The 24502-nt window shown below is 44.0% G+C and carries 11 protein-coding genes; 5 read left to right on the forward strand and 6 right to left on the reverse strand.

Annotated elements, in window-relative coordinates; translation table 11 throughout:
• Positions 1-43 precede the first annotated feature (43 nt).
• Complete coding sequence (locus tag ACO067_RS24090) at positions 44-2809, reverse strand: phosphoenolpyruvate carboxylase (RefSeq protein WP_421879566.1); 2766 nt, start codon at positions 2807-2809, stop codon at positions 44-46.
• 158 nt (positions 2810-2967) lie between these two features.
• Here ACO067_RS24090 and ACO067_RS24095 point away from each other — a divergent pair, with 158 nt between their 5' ends.
• Together ACO067_RS24095 and ACO067_RS24100 are read left to right on the forward strand one after the other, a co-directional pair.
• Positions 2968-3792 carry a prohibitin family protein gene (locus tag ACO067_RS24095; protein WP_421879570.1) on the forward strand — a complete coding sequence of 275 codons (825 nt, stop codon included), beginning with the start codon at positions 2968-2970 and terminating at the stop codon, positions 3790-3792.
• Positions 3793-3893: 101 nt separating this feature from the next.
• Positions 3894-5180: a citrate synthase gene (locus ACO067_RS24100; protein ID WP_421879573.1), complete on the forward strand. Its 1287-nt coding sequence runs from the start codon at positions 3894-3896 to the stop codon at positions 5178-5180.
• A 177-nt stretch (positions 5181-5357) separates the two neighbouring features.
• Here ACO067_RS24100 and ACO067_RS24105 read toward each other — a convergent pair whose 3' ends face one another.
• From ACO067_RS24105 to ACO067_RS24115, 3 genes are all read right to left on the reverse strand, one after another.
• Positions 5358-6455, reverse strand: coding sequence for a lipid II:glycine glycyltransferase FemX (locus tag ACO067_RS24105; RefSeq protein WP_421879575.1), 1098 nt, complete (start codon positions 6453-6455; stop codon positions 5358-5360).
• A gap of 122 nt (positions 6456-6577) precedes the next feature.
• The gene (locus tag ACO067_RS24110) at positions 6578-7150 is read right to left on the reverse strand and encodes a Crp/Fnr family transcriptional regulator (RefSeq protein WP_421879577.1); all 573 of its coding nucleotides are present in this window, start codon (positions 7148-7150) and stop codon (positions 6578-6580) included.
• An 82-nt stretch (positions 7151-7232) separates the two neighbouring features.
• A complete protein-coding gene (locus ACO067_RS24115; RefSeq protein ID WP_421879579.1) occupies positions 7233-9749 on the reverse strand; it encodes a TonB-dependent receptor domain-containing protein in 2517 nt (838 codons plus the stop codon).
• Between the two features lie 242 nt (positions 9750-9991).
• Here ACO067_RS24115 and ACO067_RS24120 point away from each other — a divergent pair, with 242 nt between their 5' ends.
• On the forward strand, positions 9992-11041 hold the full coding sequence (locus ACO067_RS24120; protein ID WP_421879581.1) for a sensor histidine kinase: 1050 nt from the start codon (positions 9992-9994) through the stop codon (positions 11039-11041).
• The gene (locus ACO067_RS24125) at positions 11038-11781 is read left to right on the forward strand and encodes a LytR/AlgR family response regulator transcription factor (RefSeq protein ID WP_421879583.1); all 744 of its coding nucleotides are present in this window, start codon (positions 11038-11040) and stop codon (positions 11779-11781) included. The genes ACO067_RS24120 and ACO067_RS24125 overlap by 4 nt, the downstream gene beginning before the upstream one ends.
• On the opposite strand, the gene ACO067_RS24130 is transcribed toward ACO067_RS24125, so the two are convergent.
• Positions 11782-12321, reverse strand: a complete 540-nt coding sequence (locus ACO067_RS24130; protein ID WP_421879585.1) for a hypothetical protein — start codon at positions 12319-12321, stop codon at positions 11782-11784.
• A 132-nt stretch (positions 12322-12453) separates the two neighbouring features.
• Positions 12454-20406, reverse strand: a complete 7953-nt coding sequence (locus ACO067_RS24135; RefSeq protein ID WP_421879588.1) for a S8 family serine peptidase — start codon at positions 20404-20406, stop codon at positions 12454-12456.
• A gap of 505 nt (positions 20407-20911) precedes the next feature.
• On the opposite strand from ACO067_RS24135, the gene smc reads away from it, so the two are divergent.
• Positions 20912-24436 carry a chromosome segregation protein SMC gene (smc, locus tag ACO067_RS24140; protein WP_421879592.1) on the forward strand — a complete coding sequence of 1175 codons (3525 nt, stop codon included), beginning with the start codon at positions 20912-20914 and terminating at the stop codon, positions 24434-24436.
• Positions 24437-24502 lie beyond the last annotated feature (66 nt).

A 24502-nucleotide genomic window follows, 5' to 3' on the forward strand; every position in this document is an offset into this window, starting at 1 on the left:
ACATGACCTGCCAGGGATTTTCTTTTAGTACTCTATAAGCATATCAACCTGTATTTCGCATTGCTGAGGCAATACCGTTGATAGTTAACATCAATTGCACCTGGGTCACTTCAGCTGCTGGATCGTTTTTAGCTTTTTCTTCACGCCACTTTTTCAGCAACATCACCTGTTCTTTATGCAAAGTTTCCATCAGTGACGCACGTAGCTGATTCGAATAGAAGTGATTTCTTCTTCGCTCTTCAATTCCCTTTTCTAACAGATCCATGAGCATTTCCCTTGTTAGGCTCAACTCATCCAGAAACATCTTCCCAAATTTCTCTCGAACATCATCCTCTTTGACCAGTGAGATATACTGCTTGATGATCTTTTCATCTGTAGCTGCCAGACTGGTGTCCACATTCGTCAACACATAACGAATAAAAGCATCATGCTTGAGTGCTTTTTTAAACTCTTCATACTGCTCTGGACTTTCATCTTTGAGATCCTTCAATGCCGACCCGATTCCATACCAACTGGTCATGTTAAACCTGGACTGACTCCATGAAAACACCCACGGAATAGCTCTCAGATCTTCCAGAGAGTTAGCGCCTGTTCTTTTGGCTGGGCGAGAGCCAATCTTACTGGTCTCTATGGCATCAATTGGAGTGGCCTGACGGAAAAACGGAATAAAGCCTTCTTCATGCATCAGTTTCTCGTAGTGACTCTTACTTTTATCTGCCAGTTTCTGCAGCACATCAGCTTGAGGATGTGGTTTTCGTTCAGTAAAGTGACTGGTCACCGCCTTAGCAGCCGTGCTAGCTACTAACAACTCTATGTTGTACTCTGCATTGACCTTATTTGCATACTTCTGAGCGATGGTCTCCCCTTGCTCAGTGAGTCTCAAATCCCCAGCTATAGTCGAATGCGGCAATGCACTGATAAAGTAATGCGTAGGACCTGCTCCTCTGCTAATAGAGCCTCCTTTACCGTGGAAAAATCTGATTTTTACCTCAAACTGCTTACCAGTTTCGTACAACCTGCTTTGTGCTTTGAACAGGTTCCATTGGCTGGCCATAATTCCTCCATCTTTATTGCTATCACTATAGCCGACCATTATTTGTTGCACGGGCATTGGAGTTTCATCTTTTTCCTGGATGTACTTGATGCTTCGCTGAGTAAATGGATGGGAAAGAAACCCTTTCATTATGTCAGGGCCATTTTCGAGATCTTCTATGGTTTCCAAAAGAGGTACAACAGGAAGCATACATACCAGTCCCTCCTTGGTCTGAATATTTAGCCCTGCCTCTCTCGCCAGGATATAAACCGCCAGTAAGTCCGAAACTGAACGTGTCATGGAGACAATCAACGAACCGATTGCTGCAGTGTCATATTTGGCAATATGCGCCTCTAAGACCCGGTAACACTTCACCACTGCCTCTGCATTGGGGCCCAGTTTGGTGTTTTGATGAGTAAATGGTCTGTTGGACTTAAGCTCTTCGTTTAAAAATGCCAGCCGCTCTTCCTCACTCCAATTTGGATAATCGGTCTTTTCAAAGCCTGCGGCCTCTAACAGCTGCTGCATCGCTTTATCATGAAAGGCACTATTTTGTCTTACGTCCACCTTAGCCAGGTAGAAGCCAAAGGTCTCTACCGCGCGGATAGCAGAATGTATGTCATCTCTGGCTATTGTTTTAGCACCGTAGGCGAGCATAGCCTTTTGAAGAAGTTTGAGGTCTGCCAGGAGTTCCTTGGAGTTGATATAGCAGCCTGGATACTCCATGATCTCAGTAGCGTGTCCTCTTTTGGTGTCCACAGGCAGCTTGGTCACTACCAGGTTAATGAACTGACGGAACGCTTCTCCTCTATTTCTGCTGTAAGCCTCTTCACCTCTGGCACCCAATTCATTCTTTAGCTCGTGTAGTCGTTCTTTAAGTTCTTTATCCACTGTCTCAGAGCTTGCAGTGAAACTCAGGTGTTTGATCAGATCAATTAACTTACGTCGAATCACTACAATCGCATTCAGCCTTAAAGACTTCAGAGTCTCTGCTGTCACCTCGTCAGTTACCAGCGGGTGACCATCCCGGTCACCACCTACCCAATCACCAAACGAAACCTTCGGCCAGGCCTCCAAATCATAAATGATCTGCTTATCAAACCCAAGATCTTCCCATGCCTGAAGCATTCTACGGTCAAGTACCGGAATGACTTCTGGAAACACATTGATGAGGTAATGCATGATGTTTCTAAGCTCAGAAGGCACATCAGGTTTTTCCAGGAAGATTTCGCCAGTCTTCCACAACCGGTAAAGGGTCTGCTTGATGTTGTGACGAATGTTATCCTTCTCTTTGCCAGTATACATGGAGTTTTCTCGCTGGACCAGTAGCAGGTAAAGCTCTCTGTGGTGCTCCAATACAGTAGCTCGTTTCGCTTCCGTTGGGTGAGCGGTGAGTACCGGCTCTACCCTAATATCTTTCAAGCGAACTGCGATATCCTTTTCGCTAATGCCCTGATCTTTTAGCTTCTTGAAGTTATTGGCCCAAAGCCCATTGACAGAGCTGAGATCCTTGTCTTCCAGCGATCGCCTGTTTTGAACAGCACCATTGATTTCCACCATATTGACTAGCTGAAACACAAGAGAATACAACTGGACGTGTTTCTCCGTCAGCTCCTGATGCTCCAGCTCTGGAATGAACTTGATCCAGGGAATCTGATTGGCCATCTCCTCTTCCCCATTCTCGATTAGTATTTCTTTCAGTGCAACAAGCAGAAACTCAAGGTCTTCGTAAGGTTTTCCAAGTGTCTCCTGTAATAATTTTAGCGTAGATTTCATCAAAAATTGATTTATAAACCGGACTATTATTTGGTCAGATTGCAATAAAAGCTAAAATAATTTGGAAAATCAATAATTGAGCCGATCAATATAGAATAATCATTTATTTCCCCTCCCGATTGTTAACTTTACGCTCCTAATCCTAAAAAACTTACAACATGGACAACAGAAAATACCTCATTCCAATAGTCGTCATCGCCATTGCAGCGATTGTTGTTATATCGCTTTCTAGCAGTATCTTTTTCCGAATAGAAGCATCAGAAAGAGCCGTACTATTCAAGACAATCAGCGGTAAGTTGGAAAAGGAAAACATCATTGGTCCTGGATGGCATGTGAAGGCACCATGGAACGAAAAGTATGTTTACAACGTAGCTGAACAGAGCATCGATGAGACCATGAACGTACTGGATAAAAACGGTCTGAGAATAGATGTGGATGTGACGGTGAGGTTTCACCCTAGATACGATCAAATTGGTATTATCCATGAAAAATTCAGAGGTGAGTACATTACTGTACTGGTGATCCCAGAAGTAAGGTCCACCGTAAGAAGAGTGATGGGTAGATATACTGCCGAAGAAATCTATTCAACCAAAAGAGGTGAAGTGGAAAACGCAATCAAGGATGAAACTGGAGAAATCCTGGGTGCGACTGGAAATGAGATTGAAATGGTAAGTATGCCAATCAGGTCAATTAACCTTCCAGAACAAATCAAAAACTCCATCGAAAACAAGCAAAAACAAGAGCAAGAAGCTCAAGCTTACCAGTATCGATTGGAGAAAGAAAAAAGTGAAGCCGAACGTAAGCGGATTGCTGCTGAAGGTGAGGCCACGGCCAACAAAATCATCAACAGTAGCTTAACGCCAGAACTGCTCAAAATGAGAGGTATTGAAGCCACAAAAGAGTTGGTACAATCACCAAACTCAAAAGTGATAGTCATTGGTGGAGGTGATGATGGTCTTCCGCTCATTTTAGGAGGAAATTAAAATCAAAGTCAGGCCCAACACTTTTAAAAATCAATAGTTAAATCATCATAAATAATTAATTTACACCCAATTCTAGCAATTTTTAAAAAGTAACATAACAGATGTCGAATACAGCCGAGATTAAAGTAGATGGTAAAAGCTACGAGCTTCCTCTGATTGAGGGTACAGAACAGGAAAAAGCGATTGATATTAGTAAGCTAAGAGGTGAATCTGGTGTGATCACAATTGACCCGGGTTTTAAGAACACTGGCTCTACTAAAAGCGCAATTACTTTTCTGGATGGTGAACAAGGGATCTTGAGATATCGTGGATATCCGATTGAGCAGTTGGCAGAGAAGTCTACCTTTTTGGAAGTGGCCTACCTACTGATCTACGGCGAGCTTCCAAATGCTGCGACATTTGACAAATTTAAGTCCGACATCACCAATCACACATTGGTGCATGAAGACATCAAAAAACTACTGGATGGTTTTCCATCTACTGCTCACCCGATGGGTGTTCTATCTTCTTTGGTTACCTCACTTACTGCGTTTTACCCGCAGAGTTTGGATCCAAACAGACCGGCAGATGATGTAAATATGAGCATCATCAGAATCCTGGCCAAAATGCCAACTTTTGCCGCATGGTCCTACAAAAACCAAATGGGGCATCCAGTGATCTACCCAGACAATAGTCTGGACTACTGTGGCAACTTCTTGAAAATGATGTTTGGATTGCCTACAGAGCCATACGAAGTGGACCCGGTGGTCACGAAGGCTCTGGACCAACTTCTGATTCTCCATGCTGATCACGAACAGAACTGCTCGGCCTCTACTGTTCGCATAGTAGGTAGCTCACATGCTAGTCTTTACGCATCCATCTCTGCTGGAATCAATGCACTCTGGGGACCGCTACATGGTGGTGCTAACACCGCAGTGATAGAAATGCTGGAAGCCATCAAAGCAGATGGTGGTGATACTCATAAGTGGATGCAGAAAGCCAAAGACAAAGACGATCCTTTCCGATTGATGGGATTTGGTCATAGAGTCTACAAAAACTTCGACCCAAGAGCTAGAATTATTAAGAAAGCTGCTGATGACGTATTGGACAAACTGGGCGTGAATGATCCTGTGCTAGACATTGCCAAAGGATTGGAAAGAGAAGCGCTTGAAGATCAGTACTTCGTAGACAGAAAGCTCTACCCGAACGTGGACTTCTACTCAGGTATTATCTACAGAGCTTTGGGTATTCCTGCTGAGATGTTTACTGTGATGTTTGCCCTGGGACGTCTGCCAGGATGGATTGCTCAGTGGAAAGAAATGCGTGAAAACAAAGAGCCAATCGGTAGACCTAGACAGGTTTACGTGGGCGAAAACGAGAGAGATTACAAGGAGATGAACAAGCGGTAAGCTTCTCATCACACGATAGCATTAAAAAGCAACTCAGCAATGGGTTGCTTTTTTAGTATACAGGAAAGGCTCTGCCACACACCACGTGAATGTTCTCCTGTGCAAATAAGCAGACTGACCATAAAATTCCGCTAACTGCGATTAAGTACTTCATGAAATGAAAGATAAGTACTTTGGCTATACAGCTACCAACTTCCCAATCTTCACTTCTTCATAATGCTTCTCTCTAAGTGGATAATCCCAGCAGCCCATGCGATGATACAGGTCTCCCCCAAAACCTTTTTTGAACAGATGAACTCCATACAGCGGGTGAGACTTGAAAAGTCCCGGAGCACTACCAAAAAAATCATATTCCACACATCCCGCTCGTTTGCTCAGTTTGATGGCTTCCCACTGAAGTGCATAGCTAGCCATGATTTGCTCTCTTGACCTGGAAGATGCTCCATAGAGGTATGTACCTCGCTGATCGGACATGACCAGGATCATAGCGGCCAATAGCTCACCATCTTTCTCGGCCATCAGGAGTCTTGTCTCTACTCCTTCTGATCGGTGGTCTTCCAGTACATATTGGAAGTATTCCTTTTCTAGTATATTCAAATTATTTCTGGTTGCTGTCTCAGCAAATAGTCCATACCAATCGTCCAGCCGCTCCAGTCCATGTTCTGATATTTGAATGCCTTGCTTGCTAGCTCTGCGTATGTTGTAGCGGGTATTGTATCGCATGTTGTAGAGCAAGTCCTTTTCAGATAGTGTCAGGTCCAGAAAAAAAGTACTTTTTGGCAAAGCATCCTGATTGCTCTTTCTCAGCTTCCAGTTTTCGGTATTGAAATTGATGCGAAATTCCTGTGAACGAACGCTAGGGTGCTCAATTAACTCGCCTTCTGCATTGACATAGTCCTGATCGTTGGCCCATTGATTCTTCCATGATAGATCGTATTGGATGTGCGAACAGTTTGCAGGGAGATGTTCACGAAGTTCTTCCGATAGCAGCTCCAGAAATTTGCCTTGCGCTTCGTCTCGGGGCTCTAGTTTTGGTCCATAAGGCACATAGGCATAGGAATGCTTCTCAGATACCTGATCAACCAATACAATGAGATCCTCTTCGTATTCCTGATCGTGAGTACTGCCAGGGTCCAAAACCACTGCCGGCACCCGAACTTCAAAGCCTCTTGGTTCAAAACCCTGTTTCTCCTTGATCGTCGCCCAATAGGCAGATTGGGTCAGAATATTGGTGGTTTCGATAGTTTCTACTGTCTTGGAGGTAACCTTGATCATTAGCATCTATTTTGGCCAGCGCGCAAAGTTAAAAACGTATGGATACCTTCCAAACAATCAAGATTACTAAGTAGTCAACCGGAATATTCCATCGTGAGAGCCGGAAATCAACTTAGAGCGATTTAGGAAACTTCCTTTGCGCGAAGTTTGCTCAGATACTCAGGTGTAAGTCCTAAAAATGAAGCCAGGAGATACTGAGGAACACGTTGGATGAACTGAGGAAAGCTGTCTTTGAATCGGGTGTAAATCTCTTCCTTAGAATCATCAAACATCAATCGAATTCTTTTTAAAGCAGCGCCATAGCCGATTTCATTGATTTCTCTCATGTAGTTGGCAAAGGCTAAGTTTGTCTGGCACAGTTCAGCATACCTTCCTGCGTTGATGCACATAACGTGTGAAGCCTCCACCGCTTGTATGAAAAACGTACTCTCTGCGTTTTTTCTGAATGCCTGCAGGTCTGTGATCCACCAGTTCTCCAAAGCAAACTGCACTGTTTTGGACACGCCATGTTCATCAATAAAATACATATGAAGGCAACCACTTAGCACGAAAAAATACCTGGAACAAACATCACCGGCACGCAGTAAATAATCCTTTTTATCAAAATGAAGCAGTGAAAAGGAGTCTCTGATGTCTGCAAAACCAGATTCATCAATGGTGACGTATTGGTTCATGTGGTGCAAGAGTGGATCCATATCTTTCAGCATTTGAGTAAAACTAAAAAAGGCAATGTTTCCTGCGAAACATTGCCTTTTTAAATTCTGTGAGCAATAACTATTATTGATTGTTCATCATGCCGCCACTATCCCCACCTTCTTTCAAATCTGAATTATCTACGCTCTTTCCTCTTCTTCTAGGTTGGCTCACACTTAGCTTACCAAACCGATAGCTGAAGTTAACTTTAAAATTCATGTTGTACATGACATTGGTATTGTATTGATCAATGAATGCGGAGCTGATTTCTGATGTTCTTTTCATACGACCACCAATGAAGTTTTCAGCACCGATACCTATACTACCCCGATCTTCTTTGAATGATCGGTTCAAACTCAGGCTATACATGTAAAACCCTGTCTGATATCCTTGAAGCTGCACCTGCTTGCCGCGAAAGAAACTAAAAAACTGAAAAGACCAGTTGTCATTTACCTTGTAGCTACCAAAGACTCTTCCACTCAATACCAGACCCTGGTTGCTGGCACTATAGATCGGATCCTCCACGTTGTTATTCATGATGGAGTAATAGCTATCCACACCACCATTAAGCATAATTTTTTTGCCTATTCGCACATTGGCAAACACACTCACGCCATAGGCATCTTCTTCACCGATATTCTGATAAGTGGTGCGGATGGTGTCCTGCCCTATAATCTCACGCACTTGCTGAATGGAGCCATTAGTATTTCTCATAAACGCAGAGAAATTGAGAGAAGTACCTTTCTTGAATGTGCTGTAAGAAACCTCAAAATTATCAGTGAATTCTGGATCCAGATTAGGGTTACCCTGCGAGATGTTTTTTGGATTGGATGCATCTACGTTTGGATTCAAAAACTGAAGTGAGGGACGTTGTATTCTACGGCTGTAAGCTGCTTTTATAGTATTTCCAATTCCTAGTTTTTTGGACAAATTCAAACTTGGGACCAATACACCATAGCTCGGTAAATCCAGGTCTACTTCATCTGAGAAGTTTGCTGTAATGGTCGTATACTCATATCTGCCTCCTGCCTTTACACTGTATGTTTTTAGAAAATCAAGCGTGTAAGACAAATACCCAGCCGTTACATTTTGATTGTAATCAAACACGTTCGTAAACCCGGGGCCTGAGACTTCAGTATATGCACCAGATCCTGTTGCAGTGAAATAGGTATAATCGCTGGTGACCATTCGCATGATGTTTTTACCTCCAAATTCGAGTATTTGCTTGTCTCCTATTGGGTTGACATAATCAGCCTGTATGGTAACCTCCCTGTTATAACTATCATTGTCATTCTTCTGCTTACTCAACACATCCTCCGTATCGGTATCTTTGGAAATATTCTCGAAGTTATTGGTTCTGCTATTTTGGCTATACAATGTCAATACACTGAATTCCTTCCCTTTAGTCTCGAACGTCTTGATGTAATTCAAGCTGACATCCACAGTGTTGCTTAGGTTGTCCATGGAGACATCCTGTAAGTTGGAGTTGATCAAGTTCTCATTTCCATCTACGGTTTCACTGGTTCGATCATCCTGGGTATTGCCAAAATTGAACAACCCAAACTTCACACTGGCATTTACCCAGTTATACTTGTTTAGCTCATAGTCAAACCCAAGGTTGTACCGGCCAAACATCATGTTGGTCAGCGTACTGGCAGACTGATTGGTAATGGATCTGATATTCCCATTATCGTCAAAGAGTGTTTGTTCGTTTTCAAAGTCTCCTTTGATGTTGTATCCAGCGCGTCCAAATCCGCCTAAGGTAAATCCTGCCCTTCCTTTTCTGTAAGAAGCATTCAGTCCAAGATTAGACCCTCTCAAACCAGCACTGGAGTTGAGACTGACGGATGCTCCTTGGAGATTGTTCTTCTTCGTAATAATATTGATAATACCTCCGGTACCTTCCGCATCATATCTGGCAGATGGGGACGTGATCACTTCCACAGACTTGATCTGATCAGCGGGAATCTGCTTCAATGCATCGGCGATGCTACTAGCAGAAATGGTAGATGGCCGGTTGTCAATCAATACCCGTATGTTGCTGCTACCACGTAGTGAAACATTTCCATCCAGATCCACACTGAGCAACGGCACTCTTCTTAGCACGTCTGTTGCGTCACCACCAGTAGTAGTTTTGTCTTGCTCGGCATTGTAGATGATACGGTCTACTTTCTCTTCCATCAGCTCACGCTGACCTTCCACCACCACTTCATCGAGCTCTTGTGTGTTGCTGGCCATTTTGACGGCACCTAAATCATAGCTCTCACCTTTGCCTGTAAACTCAAATGGAGATTTCTCTATTTTGTCAAAACCAATGAATGAAATCGAGACTTTGTAATTACCTTCTGGAATGGATTTTAGGGCGAATTTACCTGACTCGTCGGCGATGGTTCCATCTACCGTGGATCCGTCTGCATTGGAGATCAGTGCTATCGTAGCAAAGGGAACCGGCTGATTATCGGGATCCAGGATTTGTCCTGTTAGTTTGCCATAACCCACCTCGGGTTGTTTGCTCTTGCCCATTTTAGAGTAACCAGCTGGCGGCTGAGCCATTACAGTTAATGAACTGATTATCAATAATGTAAGTAGTGCGTGTTTCATCCTGTCAAATTGAGATTCTGCGTTTTAAGTAGTTTAACTATACAAATAGACGGCATGGTTGTGTAATGGTGATTTACAATAGACGTTGATGAGGTTTTCATCTGCATTTGAGCCATGAGAATCGACGAAATCCAACGTCGATCAGGATTGGCTATACGTCGGTGGATTTCAGGATTTGGCAGAGTTGACCTATATTAAAGACTCTCAAGTAATAGGTTTGTCGTATTGTGATGCAAATGATCGTGAAAAGACGTAAAAGGCAGTTTTGGTTGGAGTTCAGTGTGACCACCACCATCTGGCTGCTGCTGCTGGTTATTCCTCCCCTGGGATGGGGACCGGAGTGGCCTGCTCAGTTTTGGTTCAAACAACTGATTTTTGCTTTTGTCCTCACAGCCGCATACTACATTAATTCGGTATACCTCGTACCCAGACTATTGCTGAACAATAAAATCTGGCAATATGCAACTACCGTACTATTGATTGCTGCTGCTATACTGTTGGGAATGCGTGCAGTTGAACATGGATTGAACTTACCCAGACTACTTCATGAAGTATTCAGACCCGGTAAGGAGTATGTGCCACGCGCCTGGTTCCGTTTTGATTTTCCTGGTATGCTCATGATCTTCCTTTCCATAGGCACTAGCACCAGTATTTTGCTTCTGAGAAAAGGGCAACAAGACCAGCTCATGCGTCAGGAACTGGAAAAAGAGAAAGTCAGTACGGAGCTTTCCTTCTTGAAAGCTCAGATCAACCCGCATTTCTTTTTCAATACGCTCAATAGCATCTATGCGCTCACTTCCCTGAATGTCACATCAGCTCAAAAGGCGATTCATATGCTATCTGCTATGATGCGGTACGTACTGTATGATTCTCGCAAGGAGTTCTGTACACTTAAACAAGAAATTGATTTTGTATCCAATTACATCGAACTAATGAAGCTCCGTCTACCAGATAAGGTAGCGGTCAGTTTCATTAAGCCCACAGAAAGCCAGCATGTGCTCATAGCTCCAATGTTACTGCTGCCATATGTCGAAAATGCCTTCAAACATGGCATCAGTTCTCAGCAAAAAAGCACCATCGATATTGCCATTACTCTGAAGGGCAATCAGCTGAAAATGAAGGTGATCAATGCCATTTTTGAGACTTCTGGTCTCAAGCTGGAAGGAAGTGGCATAGGTATGCAAAACACACAGCGTCGACTAGAGTTGATGTATCCAGGCAAGCATGAAGTATCGATTAATCAGACTGATGGACGCTACATTGTTGACTTTCAACTAGATTTAGCTTCATGAAGCTCAGATGCCTGGCTGTAGATGACGAACCCCTTGCTCTGGGGCTCATTACCTCATTCATCACACAAACTCCCTTTTTAGATTTGGTTGGTGGCTATGACAATGCCATCGAGGCGCTAAGAGTGCTACATAGTGACACGAAAGTAGATGTATTGTTTCTGGATATTCAGATGAGCGATCTCACTGGTATTGAACTAGCGAGAATTCTGGACAGCAAACCTGGTTCAGAAAAACCTTTAATTGTATTCACTACGGCTTATGATCAGTTTGCGATTGAAGGATACAAAGTCAATGCCATTGATTACCTACTAAAGCCATACAACTATGAGGAATTCTTGAGAGCGGCTACCAAGGCTCAGAGCATGTTGGACAAGCCTAGAAGTTCTGCCAGCCACATTCCTGCCAACCCCAATGAAACGCCTGAGTATATCTTTCTAAAAGTGGAATACCAGTTAGTGAAAGTGCTATTGAATGACATTCGGTATATAGAAGGGCTTAAAGATTATGTAAAAGTTCACTTAACCTCAAAAGCCCACCCGATATTATCTCTGACAAGTTTGAAAAGTATGGAGGAAAAATTACCCGAAAAGAGCTTCATGAGAATCCACCGATCCTACATCGTCAACCTGGACAAAATAGACAGTGTCACCAAGACCAGCATACAGATTCAAGGAGATCAACTCACTATTTCGGAAAACTATCGGGAGTTTTTCCACCAAAAAATTAAGAGTGGGTTGTAATTAATACTTGCGATTCAAAATCTCTCCGAGGATCACTGCTTTGCGAGCATCGTTGGGGTTTTGCAGCATGGAGGCTATGTCACCGGCATAATCGGTCTGCTCTTCCTCTTCCTCCTCAAGACTTTTCACTTTTAGTTTGAAGTTATCATCTCTCTCGAAACTGGCACTGGAAGTTTCAGCACTTTTAATGGACTCTTCATAAATCCTGCGGCTGTCTTCATCAGAAAATCTCCTGGTGGTCCCTTCCTGACTGAAATCAGGTCTATTTTCTTCCTGCCACTTGCGTTCCTTTAGCAATTGTCTTGCTTCTACTGGCTCCGGCTTTTCTACTTCTACTTCCTCCTCCTCGGATTTTCCTTCAGTAAATTCCTTTAGCAACTCTTCAAAAGTCACAGGTTTATTGGGCCGTGAAGTAGGTTGCTGCTGCTGTGGGCGTGGCGTTCGTCTGGGTGTCGCATCCTTGTCGTTCTTCTTGAAAAAGCGGGAGAGCAAGTAAATCGCTCCAAAAACCAGATATATCCAAAATTGAATGTCGTCCATGTGGACTAAAGTAAGGAATAATCTTCTATCATAAAGTGAAACGAGCACATAATCTCTACTCCGGTTGATTGATAAAAAACAAAGGCTGCCCTAATCGGACAGCCCTTGAATCTAACAATCATCAAGACTGACTTATTTTACGATGACCTCCCTGGTAATCTGAACATTGCTATCACTCACTTTGAGATAATAGATTCCAGCCTTCAAGCCAAGACTCTTAGCAGAAAGCTTTTTCCCATTAAGTTTATCTCCTGTGCACACTTCTTGATGTATGATTTGACCTTGCAGGTTTGTCAAGATCAGCTCTACACGGTCCAGCTCCATTCCCCTCATGGATAGCTCTATGATATCCTCTGTAGGAACAGGATAAACCACCAGCTCCGGTGCCTCAGTAGCAAGCTTATCTTCACCACTTTTAGCCGTTCTGGCTGTGCTTGATCCATCTACCACCTCAAATGTAATGGTCTGAGAACCTCCAGCCACTTGCGGCCACCATCCAGATACCGGCACAACTTCAACGGTGTATACACCTGGTGATACCCACCACTTCTGGAAATAACCAAACCAGTCTCCTGCCATGGAGTATGGAGCTGAGTAATCAATGTTGCGAATGCTTCCATTCAACCGGTAGGTGACCTGGGTAGTTGGGCCATCCAATTCGGCAACCAGATTGATATGTGAGAAGGCTGGATCACTGATATCGATCACACTGCTATCTGACAGGGTCATAAGCACTTCACCAACATGATTGACGACATTAACGGCCGTAACATTGGTTGAGTTAACCAAAGTAAAAACTGCGGTCTTAGCCTGTCCCCGATCACCTTGAGCCCATTTCCCAGTGTAAGGAATAGCTGTCACCTCATGACTGCCACTACCCACACCTAGCCAAAGAAGTGGGAATAACTTATATGGAGCACGGCTATCTGTATTCATTTGATGTCCATTCACTTTGAACTTAACACTACCAACTTCCGAAGGATTGGTATTAGCCTGTATGATATAATGAAGGAAATCAGGGTCCTGTACGTCAATAGCTACCGAATCAATGAATGAGGTGACCACTGCACCTGTTTTACTATTGATCAAGGTGAAACTACTCACACCATATGGCTCTACAGTAAGAACAAAATCCGCTGAATCAGTGGCTCCTCTCCCATCTTCTGCCAGCACCGTTAGATAATACTCTCCTGCATCTCCCAGCTCTGGAGCTACGCTATAGGTAGCTGTACCCATAGCTGAACTTGATACTGAAATGAATGATGGTGCATTTACCAGGCTGACACTGAGGATCGAATCATCTGCATCTGTAGCCTGGAAGGTAAGATCAATGGATCCCAACTCGATCACCGATGTATCAGAAACTAATGCTAACTCAGGTGCGAAATTTTGATCCACTTCCAATGTAATTGGAATGTCAACTTGTGAAGCTTCAGGATCGTTGCTAATCAAAGACAACACATCGGTGTAGATTCCTTTTTCGGTATCAGTAGCATCAAAGAAGACAGTAACATCAGTACTTCCACCAGAAGTGACTATTCCTGAGAGTGGACTCAATGAGAACCAAGGAAGTGCCGGAGCGCCATCCCATATACTCAAGTTGTCAATATCCAATGTAGGATCAGACACCTCCATAAGAGAGAGCACAGCAAGCTCCTCAATATCCCCGGCAAAACCCTGTGCTGTATGGACCGGTACTCCATCAAAATAAATGGTGAAGACCGAAGTGGCTCTTTCTACATCAATTCGCAATTCAAAATAGCCAGATGGCAATGGGGCATTAACTGGTTCGAAAGAACCATTACCCAGACTATCTGATACAAGTACTTCCAGAGAATTGTCAGTATTAATAACGAATCGGGTAATTACTAACTCAGCGGTGGTAGACTGAGGAATCACCTGCCAGGTAACTCCGGTACCATCCAGACTCATCATCATGGTAGTGGACGAGATTGGCTCGGCACCAATGCCTACTCCAGGTGAAAAGGCCAACGATTGACCCAATCCATCAGATAGTCCTCTGAAATGCTGACTTCCTTCGAACGAATTGATGCTTTCGACGGTCCAGTTACCCCATTGTCCAGCCCATTCATTTTGTCCGTCAATGTCTCCTGGATTAAACTCCTCGAAACCTGTACCATAAACAGTGGTCCCGATCAGAGGTGCTTCCCTTCCAGAAGGAATTGCTCTTTTACCATCAAGACTCACGGTGGTTGCTGCCGGCAGCATACGCTCTTCTTTGGGTTCGATCCTCGCTTTTTGAGATGCCACCTGCGGCAATTCTGATCCAAATGAGAATTTGAGCGGGCTTTCGCCGGAATTACTAACCGTGAAGCTCTGATTAGAAGTTTCTCCTATAAACAAATACTCACTCAATGAATCCACCGACACGGTCATCTCTGGAGCTCCCAATACGGTTAGTGAAGCCAGCAAACCTACCGTTGGAGTATTGGCAGCATTGCTGGAAATAATTGCGCCTGCCACGTAGAATCCCTCTTCAATATCTTCCGCATCAAACTGAGCAGTAAGTTCTGCCGATTCACCTACCGGTACTGAACCTGATGAAGGTGAAATAGCCAACCAGGCCTTTGGATCTCCAAGGACCACAATGTCATCTACCTGAGCATACCAGTCCCAATCTCCGGTATCCGGATTGTAATAGTGCCATCTGAGTCTAAACTCACTAGCATTTCCCAGATAATCATCCAGCTCAATAATGACTTGCTCACCAGGACCTGCAAAAAATCCACCATGATCTTCGCTCCAGCTCAAAACGGTAGTCCAGGTAGAGTCTCCCGCAAGCTGAACATCAACATCCAATACATCACTGCTTAAGTTGATGTAATTGGCGTTATACTGAACTGCAATATTTTTAAAGCCATCTGTACTAATGAATGGGGTAATCAGCTCAGTATCGTACTCAACCGTACCAGCCGCATCACTACTCACTGTGGCTACTTCTCCGGTACCTGCGTAGTTGCCCTCACCGTAATCTGCCGCAAAGCTCCAGACGACTCCAGTTCCTTCATTATCAACCACTCCCCAGCCTGATGGTGGGAAACTGGCCCCTTCAAAATCTTCACTGAAAAGCTCCGTTCCGGCCAGTAGTTGCACTATCGGTGTAGATTTTTTGCTTGTCAAAATCGGATTTGCAGCCCTGTCTGCTGCTAATTTTTCCAGCGTCTTTTGATCCGTTTTCCAATTGATTTGCTTCTCAGGACTAACTGGTAGATTGGCGATATCTGTGTCGGCTCCTACAACCTGTATTCCATAGTCCAAAGGATTACCCCCAGTATTGGTAATCGTAAAAGTCTTGGTGGTATCGCCTTGATAAGGTACAGTAGCCTGAAGCACCGTAGGATCTACAAAAATCGCTGGATCACCAATTACCTGAAGACTCGCCGGCACATTATATTCCTCACCAGCAACATCAATGGTAATAAGAGAACTATACATGCCAAATTCCAGGTCTTCAGAATCAAAAGTAACTGTGATATCAAGGCTCTGACCAGCTCCAAGTGAGTCCAACTCAGGCGATACAGTAACGAATTGTGGCAGACTTGATGCAGGACCATCATTTATGGCCAGATCATCAATATCAAGAGTTGGACCAGCCACTTCCATCAAGGAGAGGATAACCAGCTCTTCCATATCTCCAGCAAAACCTTCACCAGAGAATACCTCAGTTCCATTAAAAGAAACAGTAAATGCACTTGTGGCTCTGACCGCTTCAATAGTCACCTCAAAATACCCTGAAGGCACCGGGGCAGCTATCGGCTCAAAAACTCCGTTACCCAAACTATCGGGAACCAGTACACTGGCTGAGCCATCTGGATTGAATTGAAGTCTTGTTACGATCAAACCTGCTGTTGGTGATTGTGGTACCAGCTGCCAGGTGACATTGGATCCAGTCACACTTACTTTCATGGTCATTGATGAAACTGGATCGCTGCCTATACCGACATTTGGTGAGAAAGCTACGGATTGTCCAAAACCATCAGATAGCCCCTGAAAATGCAAACTTCCGCTTGCTGGATTCACAGATTCTACGGTCCAGTTGCCGAATTGTCCGAACCAGCCGTTTTGACCATTGACATCACCAATTGTAAAGTCTTCAAAATCTGTTTCATAAAGAGCTGCTTGTTGTGCTACCGATCTCTGGCTCTGACCGTTGCTCCTTTTCGTCTTTTTCGCCCCTCCAGAAATTGCCTTTGTGCCGAATGCATCTAAAGATGTCTTTGCAGCAGCACTTCTGGTTGACCTTGAGGTAGATTTAGGTCTAACCGTTTGGCTATTGGAAATTGTTCTTGCATTAAGATCAGAAGCTAGATTCATCTCAACACCAGAGATACTCACGCCGCCAGATACAGATACAGCAACCGGGTAAACCACCGATCCATTATTGGTAACTGTGATGGTCTGTGTACTAGTCTGATCCTTCTCCAACACCTCGGTCAGCGAGTCTGGTGATACTTCCAATTCTGGACCTGTTACCTCCAAAGAAGCAGGAACAATAATGGCTTCTTGACCAGGCACATTGGACAATACGCTAATATCCGTGTAGTAAGTACCAGAACTTAATCCTCCAGCATTGAAGATAACATCAACTACTTCTGAAGCTCCGGCACTGACAACTCCTTCTGTAGTCGAAAACTCGATGAATGAGGATCCTCCGAGGTATTGGATAGCATTGTGGTAAAGCAGAGCAAGGTCTCCAGTCCATGTCAAACCATCTCCGTTTCCATAGTCAGGTAAAAGATTTAGTGCCACCACGTCATCATTAGCCGCAACAAATAGCTCCCCGTTGTCCCAGTTAGCAATAGCTGTAGCTCCAGGAGCAATCCCTACGTTTTGCACGAACCCGGTGTAATCCAGCTGGGTTACTCCCTGAATAACCGGGTGATCCGTAGCAAGAATACTTCCTAGAGAAACTGTGGTGCTTTCATCGGTAGTAGATGGCACAAATGGACCATAACCTTCATCGATAAAACGACCTTCCATCTGCCACGCATCATAGGAATACGCAAATTCATTGACTATAACTTTTCCACCTGCGTCCAGATAATCGGCTAGCACATCCCCTACAACTTCAGGATCTACGGATCCAGAACTTAACCATTGAGTATTATTGGTCGTCATGACAATATCGTAAGGCAACAAGTCACCTACCGCAATGGAAGGCAAACTCGCTGAACTGAAAATATCGGCCTCCACGTCTGGAAAACCGTCTAAAAGTGCCTCCAAATCCGATAGATCAGAATCAGGTGTTACTATTAAAACGGTAGTAGTGGTGGCTGACTGACTCAACCATTTGATCTCAGCAACTGCCCTCTGTGTTACTGACCCTGAAGCGATTTGTCTCATTTCACCTTGTTGGGAAGTGCTGACTTCAGATCCATCTGGCAACTCTACTTGCAGTGTACCGGCTGTACCAGCAGTAGTTGTCCCTGAGGTTTCCAGGGTGTATACCAAATCAGAATCGCCAGTGTTGCTAATGGTGAGACTTTGAGTACTTATTTGATCAATAAATAGAGACTCAAACAAAGAATCCGGAGCAACCTCTATAGCAGGCGCCAATAGGCCCTCTCCCACCAGGTTCAGCAAATAACTACTATTTGCAGAGTCTGACGTTGGGATGGTCATCCCCTCGATCACATAACCGGCTGCTGTTGGTGCATAGGTTACGCCAATACTTACGGTATCAAAAGGTGCGACAAATACGCTATCGGCCAGATTGGACGAAAAGTCTGCTGAACTAAAGGTTGGAGGATAGACAATCAACGAACCAGTTCCTGCATTAGTAATTACTACACTTTCGGTGGTAGAAGCTCCTATGAACAAACCACCAAAATCAAGGGTATCCGTTGGGTAAACTTCTGCAATTGGCACTCCATTATCCGTTACATTGAGAGTCAGCTCAATAAAAGAGACTCCATCAACTGGATCGTTACTTGCTATTTGTAAAGTCTGAGAATAGCTACCTCCAAACAGTCCCGAAGCATCAAAAGTCAAAGCAACCTCCATAGTATCAAAAGCACTCACAGTACCTACTGAAGGTGACACACTGGCGAACGATTCAGGACCTAATGAATTAATCACAAAATCCAACGGACCTGCACCATTGTTAATGATCTCTACAGTCTGAACCTCTGTTTCTGCCGTCAAAAGATCAGCAACTAAAAGAGAGTCAGAAACATATAAATCAGGTGCTTCATTAGTAGCCTGAGCTACTATATTGGAGATTTCAGACTTATTACCAAAGAAGTCACTAGACTTCAACGCGAAATAGTAAAGTGTTCCTGATGTCAATCCAGATACTTCTATTGTATCCAAGGTACCAGCATTGGATGGCACAGGAAGATTTGCAACCGATGTAGCACTTTCAAAATTGCTACTATCTATTGGAGAAGTAGAATACCTAATATCATAAGTGCTGGCCGATCCACTTCCAGAGTCTAATGGAGCAGTCCATCCCAGCAATACCGATGTGATCTCAACATCTAGTGCAGCAAGATCCGTGACCGGAAGTGGAGGTTCACCATCGTCTGATTGCAACGCAGCAAAGGCATTAATACGTGGCCCTAGCTCACCTTCAAACCCTGGGTTTAAAGCATCCACATCATCGGCAGTAGTAATCAACCGATCTCTTAGCACCGTTGGGCTAAAGCCAGCACCTCCATACTGTGAAATAATCAAAGCGGCTAGTCCCGACACATGTGGACACGCCATGGATGTCCCTTGAAAGAATCCATATTGATTATTATTCAACGTGCTTAGAACTCCCTCTTCACTTACACTGATGGTCTCTCCACCAGGAGCTGAAATATCAACCCAAGACCCGAAGTTGGTATACCATGCTTTGGTATCATTGTGTGTCAAACCTGAAACCGCTAAAGTAGGACTGTAAAACCCTGGGTACCATTCAGCATCCTGATCATCATTTCCAGCAGCGAAAATTACTATACCTCCGTTCATAGGACCTACCTGGTTACCCAATGAGTCCTTTCCAGCCTCAGCAATAAAATAATCGATGGCATCAAGAACTGACTGCTCAAAAAAGCCAGGACTGGTGTATCCCCAACTGTTTTGAGAGATCACAGCTCCCATATCGGCGGCATAGACATAGGTTTCAGCGAAGCCTCCTGTACTGACTCCTCCAAAAGCCGCACAGGACATCAGACGTGCACCGTCTCCAGCGCCAGATCCGCCTGCTACTCCTGCCACACCTACTCCATTGTTGGTCACTGCAGCCACAGTACCCCCTACGTGAGTACCGTGAGCATCAGGCGCAATGTCTCCCGTATCATCGCCGAATCCATACCCGTTGATATCATCAACAAATCCGTTACCATCATCATCAATTCCATTTCCAGGAATCTCACCCGTATTGACCCACATGTTATCTGCAATATCTGGATGGTCTACCTGAATACCTCCGTCAGTAACAGCCACGATTACATCCGGGCTTCCCGTTTCGATTCCCCAAGCCTGAAACAAGCTAATATCAGCTCCGGGAGTACCGCCAGACTGACCCGTATTGTTATAGTGCCATTGATCACTTAAGAAAGGATCATCTGGAACACCGGGTAGACTGGCTGCAGTATGAGAATACTCTTCGGGTATTATCGGTTGAGGACCGTAGTTAGGTTCATTGGACCCTACGATAACCTTCTTAAGTACAGCCTCTGAGTGTTCTATTCCTTCTACTCCTCCAAATGCAGCTACTGCATCCAAAACAGAAACGGAACGATCCATACTGACTTCATACCATCGATGCAGTCCATACTGCTTGTGCTTGTTTTCGAATTTGCCTCCATTTCGAAAGACTCGACGAAGGCCTCTGACATTATACGTTTCATTGACTCTGTCTATTGAAGAAATACCGGTCAGCAATACTCCTTCTTCAGAGTCATCTAGGTTAGCAGCCTCCAGCCTTGCTGAGAGACTCTCGGTTACCTTAATCCTTAACACTCCATCCAGAATCGCCTGCTGCTGAGCAGTAGATGTATGGGACAAAGCCATAAGAATGAGCAATAGCACTGGTAGAATGAACATACCAGTCCTTTCCATGTGTAGTTTTTTCATAGACATAGTGGATTTTATGGTTAGTAAAAAAATGACCATCGACTGATGGCAGTGGAGTTTTTTCTTACCTAATTGTGATTAAGGTGATTGCGAACACAATGAATTGAAGTGAGTGTTTCCGATTTGATTCAAGTGAGTTCTACCTTCGTAATTAGACATAGCAATTTGGTTTAGTTCCCTAGAAACCGGCTTGTCTATAGCGTTCGTAAAAATGGAGCTGTAAAAACCTTTAAGCAGGCAATTCTCCCAAAAACTGATTGTATTCTAAAGCTAACACAATACTGTGGCAATAGCAACGTTGTGTAGTAATTATTACGAATTCTCTACTCGGTTCCTGGCTGCTCATATCTCAACAATTTATCTCTTCTTGCAAGAAGCGAACTAACTTCATCCGGTAACAGGGCTAGTGCTATTTCTCCTTGATTTAGAACTTAGCAACTAATACTAAATTCAAAATAAAGACTAAATTTGGCGGTTCATTCAAGCTTCAAATCACAGCAACTGCATGCAGTTAACACGATTAGAGATTAAAGGATTTAAGAGTTTTGCCGATAAGGTCACCATTAACTTTGATGAAGGAATCACGGGGATAGTTGGGCCCAATGGATGTGGTAAATCCAACGTGGTGGACTCCATCAGATGGGTACTAGGCGAGCAAAAATCAAGAGTGCTGCGGTCTGATAAAATGGAGAATGTGATTTTCAATGGGACTAAAGCCAGAAAAGCAACCCAGCTAGCCGAAGTTTCCCTTACCTTCAATAATACCAAAAACCTTATCCCCACTGAGTACACTCAGGTAACCATCACCAGACGGTACTTCCGATCCGGTGAGAGTGAGTACTTGCTTAATGGAGTTCCGTGTAGACTGAAAGACATCAAAGACTTGTTCCTGGATACTGGGATTGCTTCTAATACATATGCGATCATTGAGCTGAAAATGGTGGATGACCTCCTCAATGATAAAGATGGATCCAGAAGAAGTCTGTTTGAAGAAGCAGCGGGAATCTCCAAGTTCAAAATCAGAAAGAAAGAAACCCTCCGAAAACTAAACGATACAGATGCTGATCTAGACCGTGTTGAAGATCTTCTGTTTGAAATAGAAAAGAACCTGAAGTCTCTGGAGAAGCAGGCACGCCAAGCCAAACGCTACTACGAGATGAAGGAGGAGTATAAAGAGTACAGTATAGCGCTGGCTAAAAAATCGGTAGCAGACCAAACCGCGGTATTTGCGACCATCGAAAAAAGGATACAAGAAGAAGGTGATCGCAAACGCTCCCTGAACACTCAATTATCTGAGCGTGAAGCCTCGCTGGAAAAAACAAAGACCGAGCTGGTCTCCAAAGAAAAACTGCTCTCCTCCAGACAAAAGACCCTGAATGAACACGTGACCAAGATTCGCAATTACGAAAGCGAAAAGAAAATCAAGAACGAACGTCAGCGCTTTTTACAAGACAAGTTGGAAAAGCTACAGGACCAGATCTCTCAAGATAAACAGTCCAACGAACGGGCGGCGTTTTCCCTGAAGAGCCTGGATAAGGAGCGAGATAATGCACAACAAATTCTCTCGGACATCAGCAAAAAACTGGAGGAACTTCAGGAGAACTACGAATCTCAGAAAAGTCAGACTCAAGAGGCACAAAACGTACTGAATGAATACAATCAGCAGTACAATACCAAGAGGGAACAAGTTTACCAGTTGGGTAAAGATCTTGAAATCAAAGAGGTACAAATCAACTCACTCAAGAGTGAACTCAATAAATCCAGAGAGGACTCTTCGGTACAAAGTGAGAGCTTGAAAAACTTTGATCAAAAACTGGCAGAAATCACCCAGGAGAAAGAAACAAAAAACGAAGAATACCAAGCACTCAAGGCAAAGGAGACTGACCTCAAGAATAAGATTGAGACCTACCAGCAACGAATAGATATCATCAGAGAAGAACTCACTCAGGTCAATCGCAAGCTGGACTCCAAGCAAAACGAATACAACCTGACCAAGTCTCTGGTAGACAGTCTGGAAGGGTTTCCAGAGGCTATTAAGTTTTTGAAGAAGAGCAAACAATGGCAGGATGCTCCACTCCTATCTGATGTGATTGCCTGTCCGGAAGAATACCGTATAGCTATCGAGAACTTCCTGGAGCCTTACATGAACTACTATGTGGTAGAGACTCATGATGACGCACTGAAGGCAGTTAATCTACTGAGCGATGCTTCCAGAGGTCGGGCACACTTCTTTGTGTTGGACAAATTGGAAAAGTATCATGCTAAGTCATCTCATATTTTCCCAAACACCACACCAGCTACGGAAGTGGTAGAATACGATGACAAGTACCAAAAACTCATCGCACACCTCCTGGACAATGTTTATATCTACGAAAACGATCTTCCTGATAGTGATACAGATGAAGTGGTGTTTGTGTCTAAAAGCGGACAGATCACGCAGCGCAAATACAGCATTTCGGGTGGATCGGTCGGCTTGTTTGAAGGTAAACGAATTGGTAGAGCTAAAAACCTGGAAAAACTCGCTGTAGAAATCAAAGACCTGACCAAAAAACAGGAAAAAGCCAAACGAAATCTCAGTGAGAATCAGTCAGAAATAGAGCAACTCAAAAGCTCAACACAGGCATCTCTGCTGGAGGAGTTGCAAGCTGAAATGAGCCGAATCAACGAAACATTCGTCTCCATTCAAACCAAGCAACAACAGTACAGCGAGTTGCTTAACTCCAACGAAACGCGGCGTGAAGATATAGAAGAGCGCATCGAGACACTCACGAACGAGCTGGAGCAAATGCGCCCTGAGTACGAATCGTCTACCAGCATCTTAGCTGAGCTGGAGCAACAGGTAACTGATCAGCGAGAACTACTCAGTGAGATGAACGACATGCTCTCCAGCAGGTCATCAGCTTATAATGAGCAGAACGTACTATACCACCGTCAGCAAAACAAGATCAGTAGCATCAAACAAGAGATCAGCTATAAAGATGAAACCTATGTAAGCAGTGCTGCACGGATCGAACAAAACACTGAAGAACTGCAGAAGGCTACCCAGGACTTAAACGATCTGGTCAAAAAATCAGAAGAAAGTGATGAAGACCTGGTAGCAATGTATGAGGAAAAAGAGTCTATTGAGACTGGAGTAAACGAAGCGGAAAAAGAATACTACAACGTCCGTGGCACCATAGACGAACAAGAAAAAGCACTGCGTGAAATCCAGCGTCAACGCGAATCAGCCGATCAAGTCCTCATGGAGTGGCAAAACAAACTCAATGAGACCAAAATGCAGCTCAACTCCATCAAAGATCGTCTATCAGTGGAGTTTAACCTGGACATGAATCAGGTGGATGCCTTTGAAAATGAAGACTTGCTTTCCAAAACACAAGACGAACTTCGTGAGAAAGTTGACAAGCTCAAAAATCGTCTCGATGGCATGGGACCAATCAACCCAATGGCGATGGAGGCCTACGAAGAGATCAAAGAACGTCATGACTTTATTGCCGGACAAAAAGAAGACCTTCTCAAAGCCAAAGAGTCCTTGCTGACTACCATCAGTGAGATTGACGAAGTGGCTAAAGATACTTTTCAGGAGGCTTTCGAAAAGATCCGGGAAAATTTCATCAAAGTATTCCGTACACTTTTCACAGAGGAAGATGATTGTGAGCTGAAATTGACTGATCCGGATAATCCACTGGAATCAGCCATCGAAATCATGGCCAAGCCAAAAGGCAAGCGTCCTTTGACTATTAACCAGCTTTCGGGTGGTGAAAAGACGTTGACAGCCACATCTCTCCTATTTGCGATTTACCTGATCAAGCCAGCTCCGTTCTGTATTTTCGACGAGGTGGATGCTCCTTTGGATGATGCCAATATTGACAAGTTCAACGAGATCATCCGTAAGTTTTCTAAGGAATCCCAGTTCATCATTGTGACTCACAATAAGCGCACCATGGCGAGCACTGACGTGATCTATGGGATCACCATGATCGAACAAGGAGTATCCAGAGTAGTACCGGTAGATCTAAGAGAACTGGCATAATCAGGCATTAATCGTAAGATTACCAGCATTGGTCGACACCTCTCTGTAAATCAATTAATTATCATT

Origin of the sequence: Marinoscillum sp. (assembly GCF_965229915.1) — a bacterium.
In the GTDB taxonomy this organism is placed as follows: Bacteria; Bacteroidota; Bacteroidia; order Cytophagales; family Cyclobacteriaceae; genus Marinoscillum.